This is a genomic window from Psychromonas arctica DSM 14288 (assembly GCF_000482725.1).
GTDB classification, from domain to species: domain Bacteria; phylum Pseudomonadota; class Gammaproteobacteria; order Enterobacterales; family Psychromonadaceae; genus Psychromonas; species Psychromonas arctica.
Genome location: NZ_KI519484.1, coordinates 1 through 13479, shown reverse-complemented (window position 1 = coordinate 13479; position 13479 = coordinate 1). Strand labels below are relative to the sequence as shown.

The 13479-nt window shown below is 37.5% G+C and carries 10 protein-coding genes; 5 read left to right on the top strand and 5 right to left on the bottom strand.

Translation table 11 applies throughout. The features are described from left to right. The 4 genes from H592_RS0118755 to fabB all read right to left on the bottom strand — a co-directional run. The coding region (locus H592_RS0118755; protein ID WP_028870128.1) for a FimV/HubP family polar landmark protein at positions 1–1848 on the bottom strand (1848 nt) is incomplete at its 3' end. Positions 1849–1980: 132 nt separating this feature from the next. Further along, positions 1981–2994, bottom strand: coding sequence for an aspartate-semialdehyde dehydrogenase (locus tag H592_RS0118750; RefSeq protein WP_028870127.1), 1014 nt, complete (start codon positions 2992–2994; stop codon positions 1981–1983). Positions 2995–2996: 2 nt separating this feature from the next. Continuing rightward, positions 2997–4142 carry a 4-phosphoerythronate dehydrogenase gene (locus H592_RS0118745; RefSeq protein ID WP_028870126.1) on the bottom strand — a complete coding sequence of 382 codons (1146 nt, stop codon included), beginning with the start codon at positions 4140–4142 and terminating at the stop codon, positions 2997–2999. Positions 4143–4365: 223 nt separating this feature from the next. Further along, complete coding sequence (fabB, locus tag H592_RS0118740; RefSeq protein WP_028870125.1) at positions 4366–5580, bottom strand: beta-ketoacyl-ACP synthase I; 1215 nt, start codon at positions 5578–5580, stop codon at positions 4366–4368. Positions 5581–5693: 113 nt separating this feature from the next. On the opposite strand from fabB, the gene mnmC1 reads away from it, so the two are divergent. From mnmC1 to oleD, 5 genes are all read left to right on the top strand, one after another. Then, positions 5694–7850: an FAD-dependent 5-carboxymethylaminomethyl-2-thiouridine(34) oxidoreductase MnmC1 gene (gene mnmC1, locus H592_RS0118735; RefSeq protein ID WP_028870124.1), complete on the top strand. Its 2157-nt coding sequence runs from the start codon at positions 5694–5696 to the stop codon at positions 7848–7850. Positions 7851–8003: 153 nt separating this feature from the next. After that, positions 8004–9053, top strand: coding sequence for a 3-oxoacyl-ACP synthase III (locus H592_RS0118730; protein WP_028870123.1), 1050 nt, complete (start codon positions 8004–8006; stop codon positions 9051–9053). A 1-nt stretch (position 9054) separates the two neighbouring features. Then, positions 9055–9936, top strand: coding sequence for an alpha/beta fold hydrolase (locus tag H592_RS0118725; RefSeq protein WP_028870122.1), 882 nt, complete (start codon positions 9055–9057; stop codon positions 9934–9936). Further along, positions 9937–11637: an olefin beta-lactone synthetase gene (gene oleC / locus H592_RS0118720; protein WP_037072216.1), complete on the top strand. Its 1701-nt coding sequence runs from the start codon at positions 9937–9939 to the stop codon at positions 11635–11637. A 48-nt stretch (positions 11638–11685) separates the two neighbouring features. Continuing rightward, positions 11686–12759, top strand: a complete 1074-nt coding sequence (gene oleD / locus H592_RS0118715) for a 2-alkyl-3-oxoalkanoate reductase (RefSeq protein ID WP_028870120.1) — start codon at positions 11686–11688, stop codon at positions 12757–12759. Between the two features lie 53 nt (positions 12760–12812). Here oleD and H592_RS0118710 read toward each other — a convergent pair whose 3' ends face one another. Continuing rightward, positions 12813–13337, bottom strand: a complete 525-nt coding sequence (locus tag H592_RS0118710; protein ID WP_028870119.1) for a M48 family metallopeptidase — start codon at positions 13335–13337, stop codon at positions 12813–12815. Between the last annotated feature and the right edge of the window lie 142 nt (positions 13338–13479).

Sequence of the window (13479 nt, the reverse complement as noted above, 5' to 3'; positions counted from 1 at the left end):
TTCAACTTGTTGACTGATTAGCTCGTCGATATCATCAACAGTTTCACTTTCCACTTCTGGTTTAACTTCTTCAGCTGATTCAACGACAGTCTCGTTTGCTGCTTCAACTTCTTGATTGATCAGTTCATCGATATCATCAACGGCTTCATTTACAACATCAGGTTTAGCTACTGCTTCTTGCTCTATTAGCGCATCGATATCATCAACGCCTTCACTTAAATCTTCAGGTTTAGCTTCTTCTTCTGTATTAGCGTCATTTATAGAAGGACCAATATCTTCTATAGCACTATCTGGGTCACTATCAACGTCTTCGGCAAGTTGTGTCTCCCATTCCGCCGCAAGGTCTAAATCTTCTTGGTTAATATTGGCATCTAATGAAAGATCAACTTCAGATAACTCGATAACCTCTTCTTTACCTTCAATTAGAGAATCGATGTCAAAATCTTCGCTATCAATTAAACCTGCGATTCCAAATGGGTCATCTTCACTAGTTTCCGGTTGCGTAAACTCATCAGTACTTTCAATCGATGAACTTTCTAGTTCAATGTCGTCAGAGCTCTTACTGTCAGTAACTTCGTTATCATCAAACGTCTCTCTATCAACAATATCGAAATCACTGTCACTTTCTGTAATAAGCTCACTTTCAGCTTCAGTTGATTGCTCTTGTTCAGTTTCGAGAGGAGTCACTACCGAAAGATCAGCATCTTCAGTGAAATCGATATCACTGCTAGTTTCTGTATTTAACGCATCTTCATTTACCGCATCTTCATCTAGATCATCTGTTAATAGGGAATCAAACTGTCCATCTTCCTCCATCAGAATAGAAGTAGACTCTGCAATCTCTTGCTCTCTTGACGCAAGCTCACGTTTAGATTTCAAACGTAAGATGATTAAGAAAATGGCAATCAAGAACAATAGAGGAGCCAAAATAGTTAACATTAAGCTAGAAATGGAACCAGTCATGGCCCGTAACATTTCATTTAATAAGCCAGGCCCACTAAAAGGAGGCTCTTCAAATGCCTCTATTTGTTGACGATATTGATCAATTATCGCCTGCAATTCTTTCTGTGTGGCAATATCTTCCTCTACTTGTTGTGCAAGGCTATTAACTTGATCTGTTAATGGTTGTAGTTTTAGTTTTAAACTTTGATTAGCTTCAGTGGCAACTATCAGTTGCTCATTCAATAATTGAAATTCTTTTTCTTGATCGGCTAGCAACTGGATTTTTGCTTCTAAAGCGGCGGCTTTATCTAGCGCCTCTTTTTTCAACTGGTCAATAATTTCAGGTTCAACAACCTCGGTTGACTCACTGTTAGTTTTATCATCATTCAGGTTTTCGTCAGTATTTTTAGTATCTACAATAACTGGTTCAACGGGAGCTGTTTCGATCACCTCTTTCAGAACAACAGGCTTTGTTACTTTTGGTGCAGGTTTACTGGGTCTTAATAATTGTTCCGCTTCTTTGTTTGTTTGTTGTGCTATGAATGCTTTACTAGGTATTGTGATCATCGATCTAGGAATAATTCTATTAATGTCACTTTGATAAAAAGCACTTGGATTTGCTTTGTATATTGCCACTAAAGTCTGAAATACAGACACGCTTGAATCAGGACGTAATTTTGACGCAATAGACCACAAAGTTTCTCGAGAAGAGATAGGTCCATATTTTGAAATTGCCAGAGAAGTATCCACTGTGGACGTAGTATTTGACGAAGGTGTTTTAATTGTTTCAGCGGGTTGTATTACTTGGTCTTCATCATTAGGACCAACTAAATCAACACCTTGTACAATAGGTACATTGAATAACAACGGAGAACAGAAAACCAGACTAAGCAAAATGCGCTTCATAAACGTTCCTTGTGAGGAAAAGCTGAATAATAATGATTATATAATAAACTAGGACAAGTAATAGAAGATGTTTAAAGCAAGTAATAAGGCTAGAATTGAGATCTAGCCCACTTTAACGTAATTACTACAACTTTATAGATAGGTAAAAGCTAATTTTTCCATTACTAACACTGCATTCGTTGCAATTCCGTAATGAACATTATCAGCACAAACCCACATATTAATACCAGCAGCATCACAGGTATCTTTACGTAAACGCCCCACGTGAACTTCAACATTTCCAACCACATCATCAATCATATTAGCGTAATCACCAACTGATTCTGATAATATAATATTGTCACTATGGTGTAGCGCGTTTGCAACTTCACTCAGCTCAACAGGATAATGGGTTACAATATGAACCGCTTGTGAACAACCATAAAACATTGGCACAACAACCTGTGTTGTCGATACCACCATTTCAGGATCATTGAGTAAGCGCCTTGTTTCAGCCATTAAACGTAGCTCAGAAAAAGCAATACCATCTTCATTAAACTCATCAATTTGTGGAACAACATTAAAAGCAATTTGTTGCTTAAATTTATGCTGCTCTACTCCTTTTGCATTCAATAATCGTGCCGTTTCTCCCGCCAATGCCGTGACACCAACTTTACCAATACAAGAAACTGATTGAAATCCTGCAACAGTGACACGTTTAATACCTACTTCTTGATGGATTTGTTTAATAGCCAGTGTTAATTGTGCTGTTTCAGGGCTTGGGATCGCAATAATATTTGATTCACCATAACGAGCTATTTCATCTTCATTAATCCCCATTTGTACTAATGGCACAGATGGATCTTCTAAGTAATAACCACTGATATCAATTACGACACAATGCTCTTTGGCTACTGGTATCCATTGCATTGCCACATCACGGTCAGAAACAAATAAAGCAATATCCACTTGTTCCCAATCAAAAGATTCTATTTCAATAACATCAACAGGCTTGCCTGAATACATCACTGAGTTTGTATCACATTCACCAATACTAAGAGGGAACAGGTTATTAATTGGGAAGTCTCGTTTTAAAAGTACTTCCAGTGTTGCTTCTATACAACCATCAATTTCACCAATGAGTGCAATGTTATATTCTTTGTTCATGTCTACCTTTTATTTTTATTTACTGTAAATCCGGTTCTGTTTAAATCAATTGCTTTTGAACTAGGATTAATAGGATCTATTAAAGTAATTGATAATGTAGATAATTCCCTACGTTCAGGATAATTTTTCCGCATTTGATCAAAGCCATTCAGATCATTTACTTTTGCTCTAAATAACGCATCATCTCTGCGCACATCATATATTAAATGTACTAAAGATTTTAATAATTCTGCATTAATGTTATTCGAAATAGTTATGTCGGTAATATTTGCTTTAGCTTTAAAATCAATACTATTTAAAGTTGTCGGTAGATTCAAATGTTGGTTAAGTGATTGGTATAACATTTCAGTACCTCGTACACGACCATCTAAGCTATAACCGGCTATGTGTGGCGTTGCAAGTTCAACATAAGGTAATAATGCTTTTTCGATATTAGGTTCATTTTCCCACACATCCAATACTAATATGGGGGCTTTTTCTTCTTGTGCAAGAGATAATAGAGCTTTATTATCAACTACTTCGCCACGGCAAGCATTGATTAAAATTTGATTGCAGTTTAATTTCTGCAGTATTTCATGGTCAAATAGATGAAATGTTTTATACTCACCGCGCATGGTTTTTGGCACATGTAGAGAGATAATATCAGCAGCGAGAACGTCATCAAAATCACAAAAAGCCCTTTGGTCGCCAGCGGCTTGTAATGGTGGATCATACAATTTACAAGTCACACCAACTGCTGTTAAGCACTCGTAAACAGCACTACCAGTATTGCCTGCACCAACAATCGCCACTGTTTTGTCATTTAACACAAACTGTTTATGCTCTGCTAAAATTAAAAGCGCACTAAGTACATATTCCGCGACCGAAATTTTATTACAGCCCGGCGCACTACTAAAACTAATATTACGTTGTTTTAAATAAGCTTGGTCAATATGATCTGTACCGATAGTTGCAGTACCCACAAACTGAATACGCTCGTTCAAAGCGAGTAAGCTTTCATTCACCTTAGTAATTGAGCGTACTAACAAGATATCGGCATCTTTTAACTGTTCTGCAGTTACATCTCGGCCTGAGAAAGTAATGACTTCCCCAAAACTGTCAAAGAAATCTTTGCCATGCGGCATATTTTCGTCAATATAAATTTTCATATTTATTTAACCAATTTAATTTGTACAAATCATATATTATATTCAAGTAACCAGTATTCGTTTCAACTTTTCAAAAGGATTACTTATAACAACCACTTTTAGCTCTTAAGTTAAATGATCTTAATGACGTATCAGCAAAAACCACGTAAAGCTTAAGTGCTTTAACAAACCAGTAAAACAAAAAAAGGAGCCTAAGCTCCTTTTTTAATTACAATATTAAACTTTATTGATAACGTTTAAAGATTAATGTTGCGTTTGTTCCACCGAAACCAAAGCTATTAGACATAACAATATCTAGTTTAGCAGCTTCTGATTTGTTTTTAACGATTGGAAGGTTAAGCGCTTTCTCATCGACTTCTTCAATATTACAAGAAGGAGAAATAAAGTCATTTTCCATCATTAATAAACTATAAATTGCTTCATGAACACCGGCCGCACCTAATGAGTGCCCTGTTTGTGATTTAGTAGCACTGATTTTTGGCGCATTATCACCAAAAACAATATTGATCGCTTCTAACTCTTTTACATCACCAACAGGCGTTGATGTACCATGTGTATTCAAGTAGTCAACTTTGCCTTCAACGGTAGCTAGTGCTTGTTGCATACAACGTACCGCACCTTCACCAGAAGGAGCAACCATATCGTAACCATCTGACGTTGCACCGTAACCAACGATTTCAGCATATATTTTAGCGCCACGAGCTAAAGCATGCTCTAACTCTTCAACAACAACCATACCGCCGCCGCCAGAAATAACAAAACCATCACGTTTTGAATCATAAGTACGAGATGCTTTATCTGGAGTTTCATTGTATTTGCTTGAAAGTGCGCCCATTGCGTCAAACTCACAAGCCATAGTCCAATCTAATTCTTCACCACCACCGGCAAAAACAATATCTTGCTTACCAAGTTGGATCTGTTCAAGGGCATGACCAATACAATGTGAACTTGTCGCACATGCAGAGCTCATTGAATAATTGATCCCTTTAATTTTGAAAGGTGTTGCTACACAAGCTGAAGTTGTGCTCGCCATCGTACGCGGTACCATATAAGGACCAACGCGACGAACCCCTTTGTCTTTCATAATTTGGCATGCATCGACTTGGTTTTTTGAAGAACCACCGCCAGAGCCTGCTACTAAACCAGTACGTACATTAGAAACCATGTCTTCTGGTAATTGTGCATCAGCAATTGCTTGTTGCATTGAAAGATAAGTATATGCCGCAGCATCACCCATGAAACGCATTACTTTACGGTCAATATGCTCTGAAGGATTGATTTTTAAATCACCCCAAACTTGGCTACGCATTCCAACTTCTTTGAATTGTTCAGAAAATGTAATGCCTGACTTGCCACTTTTAAGTGATGCTAATACTTCTTCTTTATTGTTACCAATACTAGAAACAATACCGATACCTGTAATTACTGCTCTTTTCATTATTAAGCCTTTATTGCTTGAGGGACTAATTATATGATCATCAAAAGTTAACCAATTTTCTTAAATCAACCTGACTGTTATGAAATATGATCGCATATATAGAGGAATATAACTTGTCTCAAGCCAAAAACAATATAATTAAGCATGCACAACTTAACTGGTCAGATCAGTCCGAGCCATATTCGACTATGTTTGATGATATCTATTTTAATAATAATCAAGGTCACTGCGAATCTCAATATGTTTTTTTTGAAGGCAACGATTTAGCTCAAAGATGGGGTAATTTTAAACAAAAACAGTTCTGTATCGTAGAAACTGGCTTTGGTTCGGGTCTCAATTTTGTTAATAGCGCACAACAGTTCATCAATTTTAGAAAAAATAATATAGACAAACCACTGCAACGTTTACATTTTATTAGCTTTGAAAAATACCCGCTTACTAGCAATGATATCCAGTTAAGCCTGCAAAAATTGCCACAATTTAGCGAATTACTTGACTCGCTTGTGGTGCAATATCCGATGCCACTGCTCGGATGTCATCGATTATTCTTTGATGGTGGTAATATTATTTTGGATTTATGGTTTGGTGATATTAATAAACAAATAGACAATCTGAGTAACGAGCACAATGGTATTGCAGATGCTTGGTATCTTGATGGTTTTAACCCCAATACCAATCCGGATATGTGGCATCTAATATTATTTAAAAAAATGGTGGCGCTATCTAAACCACAAGCAACATTAGCCACCTTTACTGCGGCAGGCTTTGTAAGAAGAGCGTTAAATGAAGCCGGTTTTACTATGCTAAAACGTAAAGGTTACGGAAAAAAACGTGAAATGCTAGTAGGACAACTACCTGAAAGCACCTCTATAGATGGCCATGCTATTAACCCAATTGATGACCGTCGAACGATCATAAAAGAAGCGATTAAAACGGTACCTAACGTAGTAAATGACATAGCCATCATTGGTGGTGGTATTGCTGGATTATGCACAGCACTTGCATTAGCAAAACGCGATCACAAGGTAACAGTTTATTGTTCGGATAAAACACTAGGCAGTGGAGCATCAGGTAATTTACAAGGAGCCTTATATCCTCTTTTGAATGAACGGCATGATGCACTCGGGCAATTATTCAGTAATGCCTACCAGTTCGCGTTAAATTTTTACCAAGATATTAATCAACGTCACCCTTTTGCACATCAGTTTAATGGCTTAATTCAGCTCGCATACGACTCAAGTTCGACTAAGAAATTACAAAAAATAAAAACGGCAGGTTTACCTGAACAATTAGTACATTGGATAGATGCAAACTCAACAAACCAATTAGCTGGTGTCGAAATTGACCACCCTGCTTTATATTATCCTCGAGCAGGATGGTTAAGTCCTCGCCAATTAATAATTTCGTTAGCACACTTGTTAGCTGAATATGACAATGTCACTATTCATTGCGATCATCATATCGAGCAGATTTACTATGACCAAGATGCAAAAAATAAAAATAATGATCAATGGATATTAAAAAGAAAGCTGCCAAGTACTTCAACAAACACCTCAGCTAAAGATATGATAGATTTGTCAATACACGCGATGGCTCATCAAAACCAAACAGAAAGTGCTACAGAGAATACAGGTATTTTTAAGCATCAAACTCTGGTTATTGCGGCGGGCTTTGATTCACTTAACTTTCAACAGTGTCGAGCCGTCCCCCTATCCGCTGCACGTGGCCAAGTCAGCCATATCGAGTCGACGCCTGAACTTACTGCATTAAAACGAACCCTGTGTCATGAAGGCTATTTAACACCAGCAATAGCAGTCCAACATTGTATGGGAGCTACATTTAAGCGCCATGATAGTGATACGGCGTATCGTGAAACAGAGCAAAACGATAACCACCAAAAATTAAAAAAGTGTATTTCAGACAAAACATGGGTAGATAATATTGTGTTAAATGATCAAGCTCATACAGCCATTCGCTGTACAACCCGAGATCATTTCCCCTATGTAGGTGAATTAACCGATTATGATAGTCTTAAAAAAAGTTATGAAATGAATGGGTCTATCAACTACCCTATAGCATCGTTACCTAATGCTTACTTATTAACAGGTTTAGGTTCTCGAGGTTTATGTAGCGCCCCTTTATTAGCAGAGATTTTAGCAAGCAAAATAAATAAAGAAAGCTTACCTGTAGCAAAGTATATTGATGAAAAAATGAAAATACCGCGTCAATGGTTAAGTTATATAAACAAAAACAAACCGTTAAAGTCTTAAAACGAGCTAATTTTGATCAAAATTAACAGTATTTAGCGGTCAGTTTAGGATTGGACTTTGTTAAAGTCAGAATATACGGTAACCTACGCCTCCGGTTTAAGGGTTGATTAAATTGGTCCTTTTTGAAGCATTAATGAGAAAAATTACAACTTAATGAAATATTCCCGCGTTTATATCAATAGTATGGCTTATGAATTAGCCCCAGAAGTCGTTTCAAGTAAAGATTTAGAAGCTCGTCTTGCGCCTTTATATCAAAAGTTACGTATACCAGCTGGTCAACTTGCTGCCTTAACGGGCATTGAAGATAGACGTTGGTGGCCAAGTGATCATCGGTTATCGGATGGTGCCATCGAAGCAGCAAAAAAGTCATTAAATGAAACAGGCATTAATGTAGAAGATATTGGTGCAGTTGTTTATACGGGAGTATGTCGCGACCAACATGAGCCAGCGACAGCTTGTCGTATCGCTGCAGAAATTGGTGTTAATAAGAGTACCGCTATTTACGATATTAGTAACGCATGTTTAGGTGTGTTATCGGGTATTTTAGACATCGCAAACCGCATTGAATTAGGCCAAATCAAAGCCGGTTTAGTTGTGTCTTGCGAATCTGCACGGCATATTGTTGATATCACTATCGACAATATGATATCCAATCCTACCATTCAAAATTTTTCACAGTCGCTGGCAACGTTAACTGGTGGCTCTGGTGCTGTTGCAGTATTGCTGACGGATGGTTCATTGCAGTTAGATAATCAACGTCAACACAAACTATTAGGTGCTAGCCACCTTTCTGCTCCACAACATCATGATTTATGTAAATGGGGTTTACAAGAAGTTGGTCTTAAATTACATCGAGAGTTTATGCGTACCAATGCAGTCCCATTACTGAAAGAAGGTGTCGCCTTAGCGTTTGATACTTGGCAACATTTTTTAACGCAGCAACAATGGACAGTAGATAGTGTCGATAAAGTAATTTGTCATCAAGTAGGTTCTGCAAATCAAAAACAGGTCCTTGCTGCGTTAAATATTCCCGTTGGAAAAGAATTTCCGACTTATCAATACCTCGGTAACATGGGAACCGTTTCACTGCCCGTTACCGCTGCATTAGCAGATGAACAAGGGTTTCTACAAAAAGGTGACAATGTCAGCTTCTTAGGAATAGGCAGTGGTTTGAATTGTATGATGCTTGGATTGGAGTGGTAACATGAGTCTTGATAATTTATTGCCATTCAAACGCAATTTTTTAGACCTAAATGGTCAAAAATACCATTACATAAATGAAGGTTCTGGCGAGCCAGTTGTGATGGTACATGGTAACCCTAGTTGGTCATTCTATTACCGAAATTTGGTAAGCGCGTTAAGTTCAAACTATCAATGTATCGTACCGGATCATATCGGTTGTGGCTTATCAGATAAACCATTAGATAAAGACTATGACTATACATTGGCACAACGTATCGATGACCTTGAAACCTTACTGGATAGCCTAGATATAAAAGAAAATATTACCTTAGTCGTACATGACTGGGGAGGCATGATCGGAATGGGTTATGCAGCACGTCACCCAGAGCGAATTAAACGTTTAGTTATTTTAAATACGGCCGCGTTTAATTTACCTAAGTCGAAAAAATTTCCAATCCCATTATGGATTTGTAGAAATACGTACTTAGGCACAGTACTTGTACGTGGTTTTAATGCCTTCTCGTCAGTAGCTTCATACGTAGGTGTAAAACGCAATAAAATGCCTAATGAAATTCGTAAAGCCTATGTTGCGCCTTTTAACTCCTGGAAAAATCGTATTTCAACACTTCGATTTGTACAAGATATTCCTTTATTACCGCATCACCGCAACTACCAGTTAGTAGAAAGTATTGATGCAGGTTTGCAACAATTTCAGAATGTTCCGACTGTCATTTGTTGGGGATTACAGGATTTTGTTTTTGATAAATACTTTTTAAGTGTTTGGAAACAAAAAATGCCACACGCACAGGTGCACGAGTTCGCAGACTGCGGTCATTATATTCTTGAAGACGCAAGTCGTGAAGTAATCGATATAGTGAAAACATTTATGAGTAAGAACACATAAATGTCCAATGCACGTAAACCACAAAAAATATCCAATAAAAACCAAAATAACAAACAAGGGAACTTGTGCCGACACTTAGTGACAGCATCAAAAAAGTTTCCTGAAAATCTTGCGGTTAGTGTACAAAAAAAGACGATAAAAGGGTTAACTTATCAACAGCTAACCTTTGCTGAATTACATCAACAAAGCGATGATATCGCCTATGCACTAAATCAATGGGGTCTTAAAGCAGGCGACAAAGCAGTACTTATGGTTACCCCAAGTATCGCATTTTTTAACCTTACCTTTGCTCTTTTTAAAGCAGGTATTATTCCCATTTTAGTTGATCCAGGAATGGGAGTTAACAACCTCAAGCAATGCTTTGAAGAGTCACAACCTGATGCTTTTATCGGCATCCCCAAAGCACACCTTGCAAGATTGATTTTTTCATGGGGTAAGCAAACCATTAAACATATTATTAATGTTAATGGTCCGGCTATTTTTGGTGGTATTCAACTATCAAGTATATTAAAAAAATACCCTCGCGCTAAACACTACTCAATACAGCAACTTAATCCCCATCAGTTGGCTGCTATTTTATTTACCAGCGGTAGCACTGGAACCCCTAAAGGGGTGGTTTATAGCCATAGCATGTTCGAGGCGCAAATCAGCGTATTGAAAAATGATTACAAAATTCAACCGGGTGAAGCGGACTTAGCGACATTTCCTCTATTCTCACTATTTGGTCCTGCATTAGGAATGGCATCTATTGTGCCAGATATGGATGCCAGCCAACCAATTAAAGCCAACCCAAACTATATTTTTGCCGCTATTGAAAAGTATCAATGTAGCAACCTATTTGCGAACCCGGCTTTATTAGACGTATTAGGCCAAGCAGGACAAAAACAACAGCACACTTTGTCTAGCATTAAACGTGTTATTTCCGCAGGAGCACCTGCTTCTTTAGACGCAATTAATCTATTTAGCCGAATGTTAAGCGGTGATGCTGAGGTGATTAACTCCTATGGCGCGACAGAATCATTACCTATAAGTAAAATCGGTAGTCAGCAATTATTAACCACCACTAACATTACCGAACAAGGTGGTGGCATTTGTGTGGGCCATGCTATTGAACATGTAGACATAAAAATTATTAAGAACACTGAGCAAAATATAAATACATGGCACCAACAGTTAATATTAGCCCCCTTTGAAATAGGTGAGATTGTAGTAAAAGGTCCGCAAGTAAGTGCCGCTTATTACCATCGTCAGCAAGCAACAAAACAAGCTAAAATTAAAGATGGTAACGGTGTACGTCACCGTATGGGTGATTTAGGTTATCTGGACGACCAAGGTAAATTATGGATGTGTGGTCGCAAAGCCCATCAAGTTTTATCTAATCACCTAGCGTACAATAAACCTTATTATTCTATTCCTTGTGAACGAATATTTAATACACATAAAAGTATTAAACGAAGTGCACTAGTGACGGTTGTTATAGATAGAAAAGTCACTCCCGCTATTTGCATCGAAGTTGAAAGTAGTAATACTTATGATTCATCTCGTTTATTTCCTGAATTACAAGAAATAGCTAAACAACACACACAAACACAAGGTATTGAGCTTTTTTATATTCATAACAAATTTCCAATGGATATTCGGCATAATGCTAAGATATTCAGAGAAAAACTGGCGATATGGGCACAGCAACAAATTGAGTAAATTCTATATGGTTCACATAGCCAAGTACTAACTACAACGAGATAAATTATGGCGATAACTCCCCTTCTCTTTTCTGATCTTCACCCTCAGCAACAGTCCATTTTGTCTAAACTCAGTAAGCAAGTTGATTGTATATTCGTTACTGGTGCAGGTGGATTTTTAGGGACGGCATTATGTCGTTATTTACGCGCAGCGAATATTAACGTAGTTGGATTTTGTCGTGGACATTACCCACATTTACAAGCTCTTGGTATAACATTAATTCAAGGTGACTTACAGGATAAACAATCGTTGATTGATGCAATGCAAGGTTGCTCGATTGTATTTCATGTTGCTTCAAAAGCTGGTGTATGGGGAGATAAAAAAAGTTACTTCACACCCAATGTACTGGGTACAGAGAATGTTATTGAAGCATGCCGAATAAACAATATTAAGCGACTAGTTTATACCAGTACACCCAGTGTCACTTTTAGTGGCGAAGATGAAACTAACATTGATGAATCGCAGCCCTACGCAAAACAATTCCTTAATTTTTATGGCCTATCGAAAGCCGTCGCTGAACAGAAAGTACTACAACAAAATACAGCAAATTTAAAAACAGTTGCCTTAAGGCCACATCTTATTTGGGGGCCATACGATCCGCATTTAGTGCCTAGAGTAATTGAGCGTGCTAAAGCAGGTAAGTTAAAACTAGTAGGTAAGATAGATAAATTGGTGGATACTATTTATATTGATAATGCCGTTTATGGGCATCTGCTTGCTGCAGTAGAATTGAATAAAGAAAACTCACAGTGTGCGGGAAAAGCTTACTTTTTAAGTAACGATGAGCCTATTTTAATGGCGACTATGCTCAATAAAATATTATCAGCAGCAAATTTACCGAAAGTCACCGCTAGAATATCGAGTCACCTCGCTTACTTAGTTGGCACTCTATTAGAATGGTGGTACTTACGCACCAGCAACACCAATGAACCAATCATGACGCGCTTTGTAGCAAAGCAGCTATCCACCAGCCATTACTTTAATATAAGTGCCGCAAAACAAGATTTTAACTACCAAGCATTAGTGTCAATAGATCAAGGGATGGTGCAATTAAAAGCGTACTTAGGAACAAATAAGTAGCCGTCAATTAGCTTTCTGCCATCACAACCCTATATAGTCTTGCTGTAGATAAACTAGTAAATCCCGTCTTTGAGCTCTAACTGCGTTAAATATAAGCGCATTTCAAACTCTAATTGATGATAATCCGGCAACATATGCTCACACAACTGATAGAAAGCTTTATCATGATTTTTCTCACGAATATGGCTCAATTCATGAACCACAATCATCTCTAAAAATGGTTCAGGTGCAACTTTAAAAACGTCACTCACTCGGATTTCATTTTTACTTTTTAATTTACTACCCTGCACTCTTGAAACAAAAGTATGTAAACCCAGTGCGTTGTTCACTACGTGAATTTTTTTATCATAAATGATTTTACTAAGCGGCGATGACTTACGTAAATAGCGGTTTTTAATATCCATTACATAATCACGCAATAATTTATCGTTATTAATATTATGTTGATGGGGGTATTTTTTGAACAAAAATTCCCCTAATTTATCTTGATCAAGTAGGGTCTGTATTTGAGTTTGCACCTGATGCGAATACGCAGAAAGGTACTTAAGTGACTCGGGTTGCTTTAATGATTTAGACATAATTACATCTTGAGATAAATAATAAATGAAATTATAACTTATTTATTATGTAACTACTCAGCAGGGATAAAAATATTAGGTAGCATGCCATTCAACAATAGCGTTAAAGCAGTAGAGCCACTTACTCCCTGCTTTTTACAGC